Annotated in this window: 15 protein-coding genes; 2 read left to right on the top strand and 13 right to left on the bottom strand. The window is 46.1% G+C overall.

The genetic code is table 11. From position 1 onward, the window contains the following. The first annotated feature begins 252 nt into the window (after positions 1–252). The gene (locus AS158_RS06930) at positions 253–1,350 is read left to right on the top strand and encodes a KamA family radical SAM protein (RefSeq protein ID WP_008194027.1); all 1,098 of its coding nucleotides are present in this window, start codon (positions 253–255) and stop codon (positions 1,348–1,350) included. Positions 1,351–1,367: 17 nt separating this feature from the next. Here AS158_RS06930 and AS158_RS06925 read toward each other — a convergent pair whose 3' ends face one another. The 3 genes from AS158_RS06925 to AS158_RS06915 are packed head-to-tail and all read right to left on the bottom strand — an operon-like array spanning position 1,368 to position 5,278. Continuing rightward, the gene (locus tag AS158_RS06925; protein ID WP_008194029.1) at positions 1,368–1,922 is read right to left on the bottom strand and encodes a nitroreductase family protein; all 555 of its coding nucleotides are present in this window, start codon (positions 1,920–1,922) and stop codon (positions 1,368–1,370) included. Between the two features lie 2 nt (positions 1,923–1,924). Next, positions 1,925–2,782 (bottom strand): acetamidase/formamidase family protein, encoded by an 858-nt coding sequence (locus tag AS158_RS06920; protein ID WP_008194031.1) that lies wholly within the window; start codon positions 2,780–2,782, stop codon positions 1,925–1,927. A 12-nt stretch (positions 2,783–2,794) separates the two neighbouring features. Next, positions 2,795–5,278 carry an adenosylcobalamin-dependent ribonucleoside-diphosphate reductase gene (locus AS158_RS06915; protein ID WP_008194033.1) on the bottom strand — a complete coding sequence of 828 codons (2,484 nt, stop codon included), beginning with the start codon at positions 5,276–5,278 and terminating at the stop codon, positions 2,795–2,797. A 172-nt stretch (positions 5,279–5,450) separates the two neighbouring features. Here AS158_RS06915 and AS158_RS06910 point away from each other — a divergent pair, with 172 nt between their 5' ends. Then, complete coding sequence (locus tag AS158_RS06910; protein ID WP_008194035.1) at positions 5,451–6,167, top strand: DUF5131 family protein; 717 nt, start codon at positions 5,451–5,453, stop codon at positions 6,165–6,167. A gap of 21 nt (positions 6,168–6,188) precedes the next feature. Here the strand turns inward: AS158_RS06910 and xylB are convergent, their stop codons facing one another. From xylB to AS158_RS06860, 10 genes are all read right to left on the bottom strand, one after another. Further along, a complete protein-coding gene (gene xylB / locus AS158_RS06905) occupies positions 6,189–7,667 on the bottom strand; it encodes a xylulokinase (RefSeq protein ID WP_165304779.1) in 1,479 nt (492 codons plus the stop codon). Next, on the bottom strand, positions 7,667–9,229 hold the full coding sequence (locus AS158_RS06900) for a sugar ABC transporter ATP-binding protein (RefSeq protein WP_081501941.1): 1,563 nt from the start codon (positions 9,227–9,229) through the stop codon (positions 7,667–7,669). The genes xylB and AS158_RS06900 overlap by 1 nt, the downstream gene beginning before the upstream one ends. 15 nt (positions 9,230–9,244) lie before the next feature. Beyond that, positions 9,245–10,216, bottom strand: a complete 972-nt coding sequence (locus tag AS158_RS06895; protein ID WP_004082691.1) for a sugar-binding protein — start codon at positions 10,214–10,216, stop codon at positions 9,245–9,247. Positions 10,217–10,241: 25 nt separating this feature from the next. Further along, positions 10,242–10,961, bottom strand: coding sequence for a polysaccharide deacetylase family protein (locus AS158_RS06890; RefSeq protein WP_004082686.1), 720 nt, complete (start codon positions 10,959–10,961; stop codon positions 10,242–10,244). A gap of 14 nt (positions 10,962–10,975) precedes the next feature. After that, positions 10,976–11,929, bottom strand: a complete 954-nt coding sequence (locus tag AS158_RS06885; protein ID WP_004082684.1) for an ABC transporter permease — start codon at positions 11,927–11,929, stop codon at positions 10,976–10,978. A gap of 12 nt (positions 11,930–11,941) precedes the next feature. Continuing rightward, entirely contained in the window at positions 11,942–13,105 is a 1,164-nt protein-coding gene (locus AS158_RS06880; RefSeq protein WP_165304778.1) for an iron-containing alcohol dehydrogenase, read from the bottom strand. A 13-nt stretch (positions 13,106–13,118) separates the two neighbouring features. Beyond that, complete coding sequence (locus AS158_RS06875; protein WP_165304777.1) at positions 13,119–14,255, bottom strand: ROK family transcriptional regulator; 1,137 nt, start codon at positions 14,253–14,255, stop codon at positions 13,119–13,121. Positions 14,256–14,362: 107 nt separating this feature from the next. Beyond that, positions 14,363–15,325: a radical SAM protein gene (locus tag AS158_RS06870; RefSeq protein ID WP_004082677.1), complete on the bottom strand. Its 963-nt coding sequence runs from the start codon at positions 15,323–15,325 to the stop codon at positions 14,363–14,365. Then, complete coding sequence (murA, locus tag AS158_RS06865; protein ID WP_004082675.1) at positions 15,306–16,571, bottom strand: UDP-N-acetylglucosamine 1-carboxyvinyltransferase; 1,266 nt, start codon at positions 16,569–16,571, stop codon at positions 15,306–15,308. The genes AS158_RS06870 and murA overlap by 20 nt, the downstream gene beginning before the upstream one ends. Then, positions 16,572–17,144, bottom strand: coding sequence for a diguanylate cyclase (locus tag AS158_RS06860; protein WP_004082673.1), 573 nt, complete (start codon positions 17,142–17,144; stop codon positions 16,572–16,574). Positions 17,145–17,150 lie beyond the last annotated feature (6 nt).

The following is a 17,150-nucleotide window of genomic DNA, read 5'->3' as shown; positions in this document are numbered from 1 at the left end:
TCACCTGCAAATGCAAAGCATTTGCAAGTTATATTGTACTACACACAGTTGCTGATTTCAAGATATCATTCAAACATTGTACTGATGATATATTTCTCAGTATTCATCGTGCTCTCCGATTATACCGTATTATGGTATAATGAAAATGGATGGCAGATGTCGTATTCGTCGAAGCTGAGTTCTTCGATTTTTTTAAGGGGTTTATTTTAGAAAATATAACTTTGTTAAAACAAAAATCAGGAGGTGATTCGATTGAAGGTGAAATACTACACCAGCATAACACAGGTGGAACAATTGTCTCCTGAAGAAAGAGAGAGGTTGAAGAGGGTAGAGGAAAAGTACCGATTCAGAGCCAACTCTTATTACTTGAGTCTCATAGACTGGTCAGACCCTGATGACCCTATCAGGAAGATCATAGTACCCGAGAAGGACGAGCTAGAAGAATGGGGAACGCTGGATGCTTCTAACGAAAAATCTTACACCGTTGCGAAGGGGCTTCAGCACAAATACCCGGACACGGCCCTCTTTCTTGTGAACGATGTTTGTGGTGGATTTTGCAGATTTTGTTTCAGGAAGAGACTCTTCATAAACGTTGGAGCCGAAGTCATACGAGACATCACACCTCAACTCGATTACATCCGCACTCACAAAGAGATAACGAACGTTTTGCTCACGGGAGGAGATCCGCTGCTTTTATCGACAGAAAAGCTGGAAAAGATAGTGAGTTCCTTGAGAGAGATAGATCACGTTCAAATTATCAGAATAGGTAGTAAGATACCAGCGTTTAACCCTTACAGAATAATAGACGATCCGGATCTGTTGAAGATGATCAGAAAGTACAGCACAAAAGAGAAGAAGATATACGTGATGACACAGTTCAACCACCCCCGGGAACTGACCAGGGAAGCGATAGAAGCGGTGAATCTTTTGAAAGACGCAGGAGCGGTGCTTTGCAATCAGACTCCTCTTCTGAGGGGAATAAACGACGATCCTGAAGTGCTCGGTGAGCTTCTGGACAGACTTTCCTTTGTTGGAGTGACTCCCTACTACGTGTTCCAGAACAGGCCTGTTTCTGGAAACAGGAAATTCGCCGTTCCGATTGAAGAGGGTTACGAGATCTTCACGAAAGCGATTTCGAACATATCTGGTGTCGCCAAGCGGGTCAGATACGTTATGTCTCACAGAACAGGGAAGATAGAAATCGCAGCCCTCACGAAAGATTTCATCGTTTTCAAATACCATAGAGCACACGATGAGAAGAATAGAAGAAAAGTCATGGTGTACAAGAGGAATCCCCAGGCGCTCTGGTTCGACGACTACGGTGAACTTTTGGAAGAATACACCGTGTGAATCCCCCTGCCGGGGGATTAAAAGTGGTTGAAACTCACTTTCATTTCTTCTCTTGGATACTTGGGTTTCGGATCGTCCGGATATCCAACCGGGAGTATCACCTCAAATCTCAAATCTGATGGTGTGTTCACGATTTTTGTCAGTTCATCGGGATTCGGAGGTGTGTACGGGACGGTTCCAAGTCCCTGCTCTTCCAGTGCGAGGAGAAGATATCCGATCGCGAGCCAGACAGATTCTCTCGAATAGGGTGCGTCTTTTTTTGAGAACACGAGTAGAAGGTATGGTGCTTCTTCGAGAAAGGGTTTTTTCCAGTTGAAACTGTTTTCGTTGAGCCATTCTTTAAGTTTTCCTCTCACGTTTTCGTAGAAGTCTTTCTCGGCCTTTTCACAGGTTTCCCTGATTTGTCTTTTCGTTTCTTCATCTTCCACGACGAGAAATCTCCAGGGTTGAGCATTCATTCCCGAAGGAGCCTCGTTCGCCACCTTCAGACAGTACATCAACTTCTCAATGGAAGGCTTTTCTTCTCTGAATTTTCTCACGGTCTTTCGCTGTTTTGCAAGGTCGTAGAGCATCCTCATACCCCCGTGAAGATGTATTTTGGAATGCGAGCCTTCGCAGTCTTAGCGGGATTCACGAGCTGGGAGATACCCACATCAACGGAGAGGCTGGCGAGCATGTAGGCATCTGTGAAGGGAACGGTTTTCCGCCTCTGGATAAACCACACTGTTTCGCGTGTGACTTCTTTCAGAGCCTCTTCGATATCTGGAAGAGAAACGATGATGTAGTAGGCATCGTTTGTCTCAACCACGGGCCATTTGATTTCTTCTTTGGATACATCGATCTCCACGACCACTTTTGCAGGGACTTCGCACGCGGAGACACACACTTCTCCGTCTCCCATTGTCGCGTGGACGTCTCCCAGAGCAAGAAGTGCACCTTCCTGGAACACTGGAAGGTGCACTGTGACGTTTTCTGTTATCTCTTTCGTGTCCATGTTTCCTCCGTGTCTGTGGGCCGTTCCCGTTGGGTACTCTCCTTCCTGAGGTGCGACCCCGATCACTCCTACCATCGGATGAATTGGAATCCTCACACCATCGAACAGAACGGCCCATTTCTCTATTTCCAGTTCTTTTGTGTGAAAACCCTCTACTTCGTCACCGAGAACTCCGAACCCCTTGCCAGTTACGATCACTCCTCTTCGAGGAAGTTCTATCCTCTTTATCCGAACCTTCAGTGTGTCTCCGGGCTTTACACCGTTGACAAATACAGGTCCCGTCGCTGGATTCACCTTCGAAAAATCGATTTTATCGTAACTACCACCGAGTGCGTCGAGTGTTTCGAACACGACCTGTTCACCAGGGTATACCTCTTCTACGGGTGCCATGTTCGCTGAAAACGAGTATACACACCTCTGGGCTGGCACAACCTTCATGCTCTCATCTCCTCACTCACACTTTGACCAGCCGCAGTTCTTACAGCTCACGCATCCCTCTTGCTTTATCAGGGAATTCTTTGAGAGACAAACGGGACAGTACACGTTTCCTTCGTCATCCACGTAGTAACCGCTTTGCCATCTGAGGTTGTGCGCCACTATGAATTTTTCTCTTTCGATCGGTTCTTCCTCACTCTCTGGTGCTTCTTCACCCGTTCTGAGCCACAGTTTTGCGAAGTCTTCAAGCGCTTTCTTGATTTCTTCAGCTAGACCCTTGCAGTACTCTCCTTTCACCTTCGAAAGCTGTTCTACTATTTCATCTATGGAAACTCCCGCTCTGAGAGCTATTGAGGAGAGTCTTCCTATCGCTTCGGCCATTTCACTGCCGTTGGAAATGAATATCTCCACTGCTTCTCCCGTGTCGTCGAAAGATATCGTTATGTAAGTGGTACCATCGGGCCTCTTGTACTTTCTCGTGACGCTTCTGAGAGTATCTTTTCTCGGTCTTGGGTGGAGCTTCAGCTTCTCATCGACGACGAAGAACTGAACCTTTGGAGCCTCCGGTGTTTTCAAGGCTTTCGTCAGCACCTGTGTTTGTAAAGAACCGTCTCTGTACACGGTGATGCCCCTAACGTTTGTTCTGAGAGCTTCAAGGTATACGTTGAGAACATCATCCACGGTTGCGCTCTGAGGCATGTTGATTGTTTTGGAGATGTTGTTATCAACGTACCTCTGGAAAGCATCCTGCATGAGCAGGTGATCCATCGGATCTATATCGAGTGCGACCACAAAGACTTTCTTTATCTTCTCCGGAACATCCGGGATATCCTTCAAGCTTCCCTTTTCTATGAGTTCTTTCTCTATCTTCTTGAGAATCTCCGGATTCAACTTCTCTCTGAGCACCTGGTTCACGTAGAGAAGAGGCTCTTTCGTCCCGTCTTCCTTCGTCACGAATCTGGTGTACGCGAGGAGGAAATTTGGTTCCAGTCCCGACGAAGTGTCCGCTATGTTCGAGATCGAACCGGTGGGTGCGATCGTCAGAAGAGCGACGTTTCTTCTAAACTCTTTTGTCATCTTCATGGTTTCTCTTATCTCATCGTCGTAGTTGCTCATACCCATAGCGAAAGGCACGAAGTTGTCTTCCGTCCTGTACCTCGAGATCTCAAAGAGTGGGAAGTTTCCTTTTTCTTTTCCAAGTTCATAGGAAGTTCTGTGCGCGTGGAGCGCTATGAAAGCCATGAGATTGGCCGCGAAATCACGAGCTTCCTGAGAATTGTAAGGAATTTCGAGCTTGTAGAGAAGATCGGCAAATCCCATTATACCAAGACCGAGTCTTCTGCTCTCTTTGACCGCTTTTGTAATCTTGTCTATTGGAAACACATTCACGTCGATGACGTTGTCGAGGAAACGAACGGCTATCTGAACGAGTTCCTGAAGCGCTTCTAAATCCACAAAACCATTGTTGTAGAACTTTGCAACATCGATGGAACCGAGGTTGCAGGCTTCGTAATCTGAAAGCCCGATTTCACCGCACGGGTTGGTCGAGTTGATCTTTCTGTGCGGGTAAAGTGGATAGTATTTGTTCATCTCTCCGAGGAAGGCAAGTCCCGGGTCTCCACTCTTCCAAGCATTTGTAGCGATCTTTCTGAAGAGTTCTCTGATCTTAACCTTCTTCCTGATCGTGCTTCTTGGATGGGAAAGCTCGAGTTCGCCATCTTCTTCGTAGAGTTTCAGAATCTCTTTCTTGTCCATTGGAAATCCAACAGAGAGGTTGAAGAAGTTCAGCACCGCTTCTCCCGTGTTTTCTTTCTTTGCGTCTATGAATTCTTCTATGTCGGGGTGGTTTATGTTCAAAATACCCATCAGCGCTCCACGTCTTCTGTAACCCTGTTTCACAACAGAGATAGCAGAGTTGAAGACGTGCATGAAAGAAACGGGACCGGACGCTTTTCCGTGTGTGCCTGCCACAAAGCTGCCCTTCGGCCTCAACTCAGAAAAGTTGCTTCCCACTCCTCCTCCCACTTTCGTTATGAGCGCGTACTCTTTCACCGCTTCGAAAATCTCTTCGATGCTATCGCCGACGGGTACTACGAAGCATGCGGAGAGCATATGAAGATGATTTCTCGATCTGTAAATTTCTTCGTAATCTTCTAGTGTCATCTGATCGATGGGTTTCCACAGGAGATCGTGCTTCACACCGAGTCCTGCGTTGAAGAGGGTGGGACTGTTTGGAATGAAGAGTCTCGCCTTCAAAACTCTGAAGAAGATGTCTTCCCATTCCTTTATTCTGTCGAGTTTTTCGTTCTTCTTGTACGATGGGTTCAGAAGCTCTGCTGTTGCTACAACTCTCGCCACCCTTCTTGCCACATCTTCCCATTTCGTTTCCAGATAATTCCCATCCAGATCCTTCATGAAATACCTGTCTCTGAGAATTATCTGAGCATTTTTTGAAGGTTCAACGTCGATCCACCTTGAGATCAAATCGGACAATTTCATGTTCTCCCTCCTGTTTTTAAACAACATATTGTGTGTTTTTTCACAGTAATTCAACATGTGGTAGGGTTTCCCGAGAAATTATACATCACCATCCCGGTGAAAATCTGAAACAGTATCGGAAAATTTCTAAAGAATTTCCCATGGTATCCTTTTGAAGATGAGAGTAAAAAAGATGAGTGTCAGGAGTGCGCTGACTTATTCCGAATCGAAAAGAAGGTACACCCTCAGCCCTTACGTGGGCTGCACCAATGCCTGTGTGTACTGTTACGCAAGTGATTACGCGCGACGATACAGAGAGATGAACTGGAAGTTAGAAATCATTGTGAAACGAAACATAGCCGAAGTTCTCAGAAAAGATATCATCAAGAAGAAACCACACCACGTTTTCATGAGCACCATGTGCGATCCGTATCAACCTATCGAGAAAGAGTACAAGCTCACCCGAAGATGTCTCGAAGTCTTTCTGGAGTTCCCGCTTCTGGAAATCGAGGTGATGATTCTCACAAAATCCACACTCGTTTTAAGGGACTTGGATCTGTTTAAGAAGATGAGAAGAATCTCGGTTGGACTCAGCGTCACAACTGATGACGACGAAATCCGAAAGATGTTCGAGCCCAACTCGAGTTCCATAGAGGAGAGAGTGGAAACTTTGAAGGTGCTGAAAGAAAATGGAATAAGGACCTGTGCTTTCATCAGTCCCATGCTTCCAATGAACCCGAAAAAACTGGCAAGCATGTTGAAACCTCACGTGGATCGCGTGTTTATCGACGACATGCACTATCGATGGCGCGTAAAGGATTTTTATGGGAAACTCGGACTTTCCTGGGCACTTGAGGATGAGTACTTCGAAAGAACTCGAAAAGAACTACTTGCATTCTTTCAAGAATAGAGAGGGCAGAACGCCCTCTTTTCAAGATCTGAACATCTCTTTGAGAGATGCGTAGAGTTTTTTGAATTTCTCGTGTAGTTTTTCGTAGATTTCTGTGTTTTCAACAACAGGGTCAGTGTAACTCTTCACGCGGAACCACTCTTTCGAAATTTTCGCTGGATTTTCTCCCATTGAGCCAGACACAGCGAGGATCGCTGCACCGTAAGACGCCCCTTCATCCACAGCTGGTTTTTGTATTCTCAATCCTGTCATATCTGCGAGCATTTTGTTCCATACCCTGCTCTTTGAACCTCCTCCTGTGATTCTCACATTGTTGAGATCCACCTTGAGTTCTCTCAGTATATCGAACGAATCTTTGATACCGAAGGCAACGCCTTCGAATATGGCTCTCACCATATCCCACTTGGTGTTGTACGAGGATATACCGAAGAAAACACCCCTCGCGAATGGATCTCTGTGTGGTGTCCTTTCACCGTTGAGATACGGCAGGAAGATTATCCCGTTTGATCCCACGGGAACCTTATCCACCTCTTCGTTGATTGTTTCGTAATCTTCGCTCAGGAATTTTTCCTTGAACCACTCCAGTGAATAGGTAGCGGAGAGCATCACACCCATATGGTATCTTGTTTCTGGAACGGTGTGTGCAAAGAAATGGACTCTACCCTTTGGATCGGGCTGATCCCCTTTTGTGGGTGCCAGAACGGTTCCCGAAGTACCGAGGCTCACCATCACATCACCCGGTTCTACGACGGCTATTCCAAGAGCCGCACAGGCGTTGTCAGCTCCTCCGCCTATCACAAGCGTGTCTTCGGAGAGACCAAGATCCGACGCTACTTCGGGTTTCACATTTCCAACCACGCCGTTCGACGGTATTATCTCTGGGAGAACACTTTCCGGTATGTTGAGTTCTTTCAATACGTCCTTGTTCCATTCCATCTTTGATACACTGTACATCACCGTTCCGGAGGCATCGGAATGCTCCGTTTTCATCTCACCGGTGAGCATGTAGTTTATGAAATCTTTTGGCAGCATGATTTTTGAAATTTTTCCGTAGATCTCAGGTTCATGCTTTCGGATCCAGAGTATCTTTGGGAGCGTGAAACCGGGCAAAATGGGATTTCCGACGAGCTTGAGAACGTTTTCCTCTCCGCCGAGGATCTGGGTGGCTTCTTCGCACTCTTTGTATGTTCTCTGATCGCACCAGAGGATAGCGTTTCTCAGGACTTTACCGTTGTCATCGATTGCCACAAGACTGTGCATCTGCCCGCTGGTGGAGATCGCTCTTATTTTGCCGCCCATTTCTTTCGATCTGTCGGAGAGGTTCTTCAATATTTTTTTCACCGCCTCCCACCAGGAGAGGGGATCCTGCTCCGCCCAGGCAGGCTGAGGAGTGAACATGGTTAGTCTTTCATTCGCTGTTGCAAGAATCTCTCCCTTCTCGTTCACAAGAATTCCCTTGACACCGGTCGTTCCCACATCGAGTCCCACGTACAGGTTCATTATGCGACCCTCCCGTTCTGTTTTTTCTGTCCAGATGCGTAGTACATTATTTCTTCCTGAGTGACTCTTTTCTCTCTGTTGTCCAGAACGGCTGTGATTTCACCTTCCCACATGACGACTATTCTATCGCTGAGATTCAGTATTTCTGGGAGTTCCGAAGAGATCATGATCACAGCTTTGCCCTGTGCGGCGAGTTCTCTGATCATCCTGTGTATTTCTGCCTTTGCACCAACGTCTATTCCGCGTGTTGGCTCGTCGAAGATCAGAATATCCGCGTTCGTGGCGAGCCATTTGGCAAGGACCACTTTCTGCTGGTTTCCACCCGATAGATTTTCTGTTATTTGATAAATGGAAGGCGTTTTTATGGAGAGTCTTTTTACATAGTCTTCTGAGATCTCTTCTTCTTTTCTTTCATCGAGCACGAGCCCCCATCTGCTGATTTTTTTCAGTGATGGGAGCACGATATTGTCCTTCACAGTCATTCTCAAAACAAGCCCCTGAAGTTTTCTGTCCTCAGGAATGAGTCCTATCCCCATCTTAATAGCATCTTCCGGATTTTTTATTTCAACTTTCCTTCCGTTAACGTATATGTCTCCGGATTCCTTTTGATTCACTCCGAACACCAAGAGCATCGTTTCAGTTCTTCCAGCCCCCACAAGTCCCGCGAATCCCAGAACTTCTCCCTTTCTCACTTCAAAAGAAACATTCTTCACTTTATCCTTCCACTTCAGGTTTCTGACTTCAAGGGCAATTTCTCCGGGTCTGGTCTCTATTCCGTGTGGGAAAAACTCCACTTCACGTCCTACCATCATTTTTATGATCGTGTCCACATCGAATTCTCCTTTTTTCAACACGCCGATTCTTTTTCCGTCTCTCATCACAACGATCCTGTCACTTATCCTCATAACTTCGTCCAGTCTATGTGAAACGAAAACAACAGAAATACCTCTACTTTTCAACATTTCTATGATTTCGAAGAGTCTTTCTGTCTCTTCGACAGTAAGCGACGATGTGGGTTCATCCATGAAGATGATCCTGGGTTCTTTAACCAGTGCCTTACATATTTCCACCATCTGTCTCTGGGCGGTGGTGAGGTTTCTCACCAGAGCATCTGGAGAGAACTTGGCGCCGATGAGATCGAGCAGTTCTTTAGATCTTGTGTACATATAGTTCTCATCAACTCTACTGGAAAGGGTTCTTTTCTGTCCCCTGACAGCTTCATAGGCGAGAAAGATGTTTTCCGCCACAGTCATGTTGTCGCACAGGTTCAGCTCCTGATGGATAACACTTATGCCCTTTTTGAACGCGTCGACCGGAGAGTGAAATTCTACCCTTTCGCCGTTGACCAGAATTTCTCCCGCATCAGGTTTGAGGACACCCGTCAGAATTTTTATGAGGGTGGATTTACCAGCACCATTTTCACCTATCAGAGAGACAATCTCGTTTTCGTAAACCTCAAAATCGACGTTGTCCACAGCCACAACTCCAGGGAATCTTTTCACTATGCCCTTTGCTTTCAGTATCTCCATTCGATCACCCCGGAAAGCGAGGAGGGGAAACACCCCTCCTCGTGTTTTTCAGAATTTTATTGGAATTCCGAGTTCTTCCATCTTCTTCAAATATTCATCGAGGTTCTCTGGTGTGACCACATCAACACCTGTGTCGATCACGTAGTCAACCTTTCCATCAACCTTGACTTTCGGGAGCATCATCAAAGTGTTTTGAACACCTATCTTGTTCATCAGATAAAGAACTGTGACTGACAGGTATCCCATCATGTAGGGTCTCTGCCCCATCGTTGCCTGGATAACTCCTTCTTTCACGTACTGAAGAATATCAGGTGTTGTATCGAAACAGACGATCTTCACTTTTCCAACTTTTCCAGCATTTTTCACCACGAGTGCTTGGGCAGGTCCGTTGTAGGCATACACACCAAAAAATGCATCGAGATCTGGATGGGCATTGAGAGCGGCTTCCGCTAGAGACACTGCTCTCGCACCGTCTTCTTCATCGTTGAGGATGTCGACTATTTCTATCTCCGAGTCCTTGATGGCGTCTTTGAATCCCTGGATTCTCTGAAGGGAGTTCATAGCTGTCAGTGAACCCGTTCCTATGACAACTTTACCCTTTCCTCCAAGGAGCTCTTTCATGATGAGACCAGCTGTGTAACCTGCCTGGTAGTTGTCCGTTCCGATGTAGACGTACCTTCCACTGTCCGGAGAGTCTGTATCGAGAGTGACAACAGGAATACCCATCTCAAGGGCTTTCTTGATGGTGGGGATGACTGCAGTTGGATCGGACGGCGCGATCGCAATACCGTTTACACCTTCGGCTATGAAAGATTCGAGCATCTGAAGCTGAGCGTTGATATCTTCCTTTTGTGGAACGAAGAACTTCGTATCCACTCCAAGTGCCTTCCCCGCCGCTTTAACACCTTGTTCTACCTGTGACCAGTAAGGATGGACGGATTTTCCGATAACACCTATGGTGAGAGCCAGCGACAGACCAGCAACCAGGAGAACCGAAAGAAAAACCAGAAGTTTCCTCATGATAACACCCCCTTGTAAAGATGTTTTATTCCACATACACCCACATCTTTTTTCTGTACACCGGATCTTCAGGGTTCACTCCTTTTCTTTTGAAAAGCTCGCTCAGAGTGACGAATCCGTATCCACGTTTTTTCAATTCCGGGATCAGTATCTCTAGAACTTCGACGATCGGATGCGGCTCTGGTTGTACGTCGTGAAGAAGAATTATTGCACCATCTCTTATGTCTTTCAACACGTTGCTTACGATCTTTTGGGGATCTCTATCACATCCCGCCCAGTCGTAGCCGAGAATGCCGCTCACGAACGGCATGTTTATCACATCGAACATGGTATCGCTCACCGCCAGATTGGGTGGTCTGAAGAATCGAGGCTCTTTTCCTGTGTATTTCTTGATGAGATCCTTCGTACGTTCGATGTAATCTTTTATCGTCTCAGGATCTTTTTTGTCAAGTGGTTCATAATTCCACGAGTGATTTCCTATTTCACATCCCATAGATATCATTCTTTCAAGAATAGCTCGAGTACTTTCGTTCAACCTCTGTCCCACAACGAAAAAGGTAGCTACAACACCGTGTTTTTCAAGAGTACCCAGTACTGCGGAGGTGAGTTTTACATCAGGACCGTCATCGAAAGTGAGCGCCACCAGTTTCACTCCGTTTTCCTCCCCGAAGTTCACTTTTGAATCAGTTGAAAAAAGCAAAACTGTTGTCAAAAAGATCGAAAGAAAAACCAGAAGTCTTTTCATGACCCACCCACCTGTTATTTGCTTGCAAGTCTCCTTCTCAATATGTCGAGAGTTACTGCCACAACTATGACGATTCCGATGACTACGTTGTGCCAGTACGTCGAAACGTTGAGAAGAACGAGAGCGTTCCAGAGAAGACTTATGATACTCGCGCCTACGATTGCTCCTAAAACACTTCCTTCTCCTCCCGTGAGACTCGTTCCACCGATTACAGTGGAGGCTATGGCATAGAGTTCGTACATACTACCGACACCTGGTTGCCCTTGAGAAAGCCTTGCCGCAATGATTATCCCCACCACACCGGCGAGGAATCCCGATACCATGAACGCTATCATTCGCACTCTGTCTACGTTCACTCCGGAAAATCTTGCGGCGACTTCGTTACCGCCGGAAGCCCTCAGGTGTTTTCCATAAACGGTCTTTCTGAGGAAGAAATCTGCCACAAGAGCCACTGCAAGGAGAATCCACACCGGGATCGGTATCTTCAAAAATTCACCCTGCCCGATTTTCAAGAAAGAAGACGGGAGTCCGATGATAGGCCATCCCTTTGTGATCACGGCTGCCATGCCTCGGGCGATCGTCAGAGTTCCAAGGGTGATGATAAAAGCGGGAACTCTGAGCTTTGTGACAAACAAGCCATGCCACGCACCTGCTCCTATAGAGAACAACAGAATGAGAATTACAGAGATCCACACGGGAACACCGTGAGTCATGAGCCATGCAACCATTACCCCTGTGAGCGCCACCATGGAACCGGGGGAGAGGTCGATGGCTCCTCCCCCGGAGATGATGACAAAGGTTTCCCCGATAGCTAAAAGGCCAAAGATCGCGATCTGCCTTCCGAGAGCCTGAAGATTGAATGCCGTCAGAAAGCGAGGATTCAAGATAGCCGTAAAAACAGCCAGACTGACGAGAGCAACTAAAGGACCGAGTTCTCTGAAAGTTCTCTTCTTAAATTTCGAAGCCAAGTTATCTCCCCCTCAGTAACACCTGTTGAATATCTCCTCCATATCCTTTGCGGTTAGGTTACCGGGAGTTACGACAACCACTCCATTCAGTATCCTGTAGCCGGTTTCTGCCATCTTTGGAATATCCTCTTTTTTCACACCCAGTTCACTGAGTCTCTTGTTGAGACCGAACATCTCCTGGAAGTCTCTCAGTTTCTTGATAGCGAGCCTTCCAGCTTTTCTATCGTCTGTTTCGTAAACGCCAAACACTTCCCTTCCAACGATGGCGAGTCTCTCGTAGGCGTGATCGAAGATGTACTCGAACAGGTACGGACCTGTGATGCACAGACCAAGACCATGGGTGATTTCTGGATAGAAACCACTGAGACCATGCTCCAGCGCGTGGTTTGCGATCACACCAGTCAGAGTCTCTGTAATTCCTGCTTCAGTACTGGCCCAGGCGAGATTCGTTCTGGCTTCCATATCTTCTCCATTCTCGTAAGCAACGGGAAGGTAAGTCACGATTCTTTTCATGGCGTCCAGGGCAAGAACATCCGAGTAAGGATTCGCATTTACGTTTAGGAAGGCTTCTATGGCGTGATAGAACGCATCCATAGAGGTGTACGCGGTCTGGTCTTTCGGTAGTGTCTTCATCACTTCAGGATCCACAAGGGAGAGAACGGGAAAGGTGTTTCTATAGCCTATTCCCACTTTTTCTTTCGTTTGAGGATTTGTAATCACCGCAAATGGGTCTGCCTCGGTTCCCGTTCCGTGTGTGGTGGGTATAGCAACAACGGGGATGGATTTTTCTGGAATCTTTCCACCACCTACGGGAACGTAATCCCAGAACTTTCCTTCGTTCGGAGCGGTGATAGAGATCGCTTTTGCGCTGTCTATGGGACTTCCTCCACCAAGTCCTATGATGAAATCTATCTTCTCTTTTCTCACGATTTCTGCAGCCTCATCGACGTGATCCGATATCGGGTTGGGAACTATTTTGTCGAAGACGAAACTTTCCACTCCCGCTTTCTTGAGAAGATCTACCACCCTCTGCAAAAGGCCAGTCTTCTTAGTGCTGGATCGTCCTGTCACGATCAGTGCTTTTTTTCCGAGTTCTTTTGCCTTCCTTTCCAGTTCGTCCACCGCTCCCACCCTGAAAATGATCTCCGTTGGAAGATAGAACGAAATTTTGAACATGTTGCCACCTCCTTCATTTGACTTCTTCTATTATGTCCTCGACAGCCAATACGGCCGCACCCACGAGGTTAGAACTGATGTTTCTGAATTCCGTAGTCCTGATTTTCAGATCTTTCACAGCGGCCTTCAAAGCTCTTTGATGGACAAAGTCTTTTACAATATCGAGAAAACTATCACCAAGATCGACGACTTCCCCACCAAGGATCACGAGTTCAGGATTCAATATGTTCACCAGGTTCACGATGCCGACCGCTATGTTTTCCGCAAATTTCATCAGTATTCTTTTCGCATCGTTTCTCTGCTTCAGTGCCTGGAATTTCTCTATGGCGTTTTTTCCAGGTAGTTCTTTCCCGTACTGCTCGATCGTCCAGTTGATCGAAGAAACGAGCTCCCAGCAACCCCAGTTAGAGCAGTGGCACTGCCTGTCGGAGTACATGTTCACTGTCATGTGTCCTGCTTCACCCGCTGTGAAGGAAGGCCCTCTGAAGATCTTTCCATCGATCATCAATCCCGTTCCAACACCTTCTCTAATGATGATAAAAACGGCTTCTTTCACGTTTCTCAGATCTTCTGAGTGGTACTTTTCTGCGAGCATGGAAAGATTCGCCTCGTTGTCTGCAAGAACAGGAACGTCGACTTTGAGGAGCTCTTTTATGTTCACGTTCTCCCACTCGAGGTTTGGGGCAAGAAGTATTTTCTTTTCTTCCATATCCACCATTCCTGGAACGGAAAGAGAGATTCTTGAAATTCTATATTCACCTGAGATACGTTCGTAGATTTCTTTGACTATGTTGAAGAATTCCACTGGTTCCTTTGGTGTGTTGAAAGTTCCCCTTGGTTCCACTTCTCCATCGAAAAATCCAATACCGTAGGTCGTTATATTCACTCCTATATCGAAGACTAAACTCAGAAAGGCGTTCTTTCTTAGATCGAGGAGAATTCTTCTTCTTCCAGGAGAATTTTTTCCCATTGTACCGATCTCTCTTATATAACCTTCATCTATTAGTTCTTTCGTGAGTCTTGTTACACTGCTCGGCGTGAGCCCTGTGACCTCCGATATGTCCGATCTGGAAATGGGATGGTTTTCGTGAATCACTTTGAGAATGCTCTTTTTGTTGAGGATTTTTATTCTTGGTGAGTTGTATTTCAACTTCGATTCCTCCTTTTGGATCTCAATATTATGTTCACATTAATTATATGCAGGAAATAATTTAAAATCAAGGTCGGATATCTGTTATTTTCTCCTTTTTTGGCTGTTTAATAGGAATTATGGGTTTTTAACCTTAAAAATTGCAATTTTTCGGAGATTTCCTTCAGGCCTCTGGTGGTTACTCTCTCTTTTTCTTCAGATTGATACCATCCTTCGGTAAAACCGTATCTTTCAGCCAGTTCTAAAATTTTTTCGTATTCGTTCTGGTTCAGTTTCCTGCTTATTTCGGGAAATTTCTGGGCGTCAAAGTGAGGGATGTATTGATTCATTATGGAGAGAGGAATCCGTGTGGACAAGCTTGAAAGGAAAGAAAAAATTTCAGAATAATCCACCACGTTTCCAGGAAGAACAAGAATTCTCACAATGAGACCTTTCATTTTTTCTTCATCGAAGATTCCCACCTGTCTGAACATCTCAACGATGGCCTTCTGAACAACTGTCCAGTAATCCGGGGTTTTTGAGTACTTCTTAGAAGCTTCGTTGTCCGAATATCTCACATCGGAAAGATAGATATCAACGACACCTTCTAAAAGTCTGAGAATCTCAGGATCTTCGTATCCGCTGGTGTTGTAGACGATGGGGAGGTTCAATCCGTTTTCAATGGCGATTCTCAGGGCTGAGATTATGAACGGAAGGTGTGGTGTGGGGGTGACAAGATTCAGGGTCTTCGCACCGTGCTTTTGTAGGATCAAGAATATCTCCGCAAGGTCTTCCACTTCAACCTCTGTTCCTATCCCTTTCTGACTGAATCCCATGTTTTGACAGTATACACATTTCATGTTACAACCGCTGAAGAACACCGTACCCGCACCCGTCTTTCCAGAAATGGGAGGTTCTTCACCGAAGTGAAGAACCGCGTTGGATATCTTCGCTCTGGCGGGTAGTCCACAGATACCGGTGGTTCTGTATCTATCAACACCGCATTTTCGAGGACAGAGTTCGCATTTTTCAAGGTTGCCCCACAGTGTGGTTTCGATCTCTTTTATTCTTTCAATTTTCTTTTTCAACATACTCGATTTTTGCTCCCAGTTCACTGAATTTGTCTATGACATCTTCGTAACCTCTGAATATGTGTTCGACGTTGCTTATCTCAGTGACTCCATCTGCTATGATTCCCGCTATGAGAAGGGCAGCGGTTGCCCTGAGATCCGTTCCCTCAACGGGGGCACCGCTGAGTTTTTCAACGCCTTTCACTATGGCGACGTTTCCAGAAACTTCTATGTCCGCTCCCATTCTTTTCAACTCGTCCACGTGTAAGAACCTCGTTTTGAAGACGTTTTCGGTTATAACCGAGACTCCCGACGCTGTCGATAGATACGCCATCATCTGAGGCTGAAGATCCGTGGGAAAACCAGGGTACGGATTCGTTGTAACATCCACCGCTTTTGGTCTTTCTCTCATTTCGATCTCTACTTCGTTTCCAAGAACTTTAAGTTTCGCCCCTGTTTCTTCCAGTTTCTCAAAAAAGTTTGTGAGGTGATCCGGGTTTACGTTCTTCACCAGACCTTTTCCACGACTTGCTGCGATGGCTACCAGGTACGTTCCAGCTTCTATTCGATCGGGAATGATGCTGTATTCAACTCCCTGCATTTTCTCCACGCCTTCAATCACTATCCGGCTGGTTCCGGCTCCTTCAATATGTCCACCCATTCTGTTTATGAAATTTTGAAGGTCTACGATTTCAGGTTCCATTGCGGCGTTTTCAATCACTACACGGGCACCTTTTAAGAGAGCCGCTGTGGTCATCAGGTGCTCCGTGGCACCAACGCTTGGAAAAGGAAGGGTAATCGTCACATAATCGATTCTTCTTTCAAAGCAGGCTTCAACAAAGCCATGTTCCACTTTTATCGAGAATCCCATTTTTTTGAGGCCTTCAAGATGAAAGTCCACAGGTCTGACTCCTATGGAACACCCACCTGGAAGAGCAACCTTCGCCCTTCCAGTTCTCACAGCGATCGGACCGAGCACGTTGAAGGACGCCCTCATCTTCCTGACAAGTTCGTAAGGCACTTCCTGTGAGATATCGTTTTCTCTTTTGATCTTCAGTTCGTTCTCCTCGAATTCCACTCTGAATCCAATGGATCTCAGGATGTCTATCATGACGAAGACATCTTGGAGTCTCGGTACGTTTTTGAGAATTACCTCCTCATCACACAAAATCGCTGCTGCCATTATTGGAAGAGCAGCGTTTTTTGAACCCGATATCTCCACTTCTCCTTCGAGAACGGCGCCACCCTGAACGACCAGTTTACCCAATCAAGCCACCGCCTTTTCAAGATCAAGGATCGCCTTTTCCAGATCCATGAAATCTTCAGGATAGCTTTTGTATGCAATCGAGTATTCGATGCCTCCTATACTTTCGATGTGATTTTTTATTCTCTCTTCTATATTCGGGGCCGTTTCTTTTCCAACACCGATTACGAAGAGTGCAAAAGTATCATCGGAGTATCTGCCCACACTGTCTAAGGGTACTCTCACACATTCTTTGAGAATTTTTCCTATCTTCATCAGCGCTTTTTCTCTTTCATTCTTAGATACCTTTGTTTTCACAAAGAATATCGTGTAAGGTGTGTTCTCTTCGAAGGCCCTCTGATGTTGATAAGATAGGAGTCTCAGGAAATGGTCTTTCGCGTACACTCTTGTCAGTGGATCGATCATTTTTGTAGTTCCCAGCTTTTCAAAGAAATCGTCGAACACCTGGAATTGTTTCTTCATGACTTCGTTGTATTCTTCTATCAGAGCCTCGAGCTCCTGCTCTCTCTGCTGGCACTGCCGCAGTTTCTCTTCCAGTTCCTCTATTCTTTTCAAAAGTTCCGTGCGTTCATCCATGTTGAG

The organism is Thermotoga sp. 38H-to, assembly GCF_011057665.1.
Classification (GTDB): Bacteria; Thermotogota; Thermotogae; order Thermotogales; family Thermotogaceae; genus Thermotoga.
Note: the sequence above shows the minus strand (reverse complement) of the source record. Positions and strands in the feature narration are given on the sequence as shown.

Coding starts and splice junctions, on each gene's coding strand:
- AS158_RS06915 (WP_008194033.1), bottom strand. CDS start 5,278: ATGAAATTGTCCGATTTGATCTCAAGGTGGATCGACGTTGAACCTTCA.
- AS158_RS06895 (WP_004082691.1), bottom strand. CDS start 10,216: ATGAGGAAACTTCTGGTTTTTCTTTCGGTTCTCCTGGTTGCTGGTCTG.
- AS158_RS06880 (WP_165304778.1), bottom strand. CDS start 13,105: ATGTTCAAAATTTCGTTCTATCTTCCAACGGAGATCATTTTCAGGGTG.
- AS158_RS06925 (WP_008194029.1), bottom strand. CDS start 1,922: ATGCTCTACGACCTTGCAAAACAGCGAAAGACCGTGAGAAAATTCAGA.
- AS158_RS06910 (WP_008194035.1), top strand. CDS start 5,451: ATGAGTGTCAGGAGTGCGCTGACTTATTCCGAATCGAAAAGAAGGTAC.
- xylB (WP_165304779.1), bottom strand. CDS start 7,667: ATGAACCTGTACGTGGGACTCGATGTGGGAACGACCGGTGTCAAGGGA.
- AS158_RS06860 (WP_004082673.1), bottom strand. CDS start 17,144: ATGGATGAACGCACGGAACTTTTGAAAAGAATAGAGGAACTGGAAGAG.
- AS158_RS06920 (WP_008194031.1), bottom strand. CDS start 2,782: ATGAAGGTTGTGCCAGCCCAGAGGTGTGTATACTCGTTTTCAGCGAAC.
- AS158_RS06890 (WP_004082686.1), bottom strand. CDS start 10,961: ATGAAAAGACTTCTGGTTTTTCTTTCGATCTTTTTGACAACAGTTTTG.
- AS158_RS06870 (WP_004082677.1), bottom strand. CDS start 15,325: ATGTTGAAAAAGAAAATTGAAAGAATAAAAGAGATCGAAACCACACTG.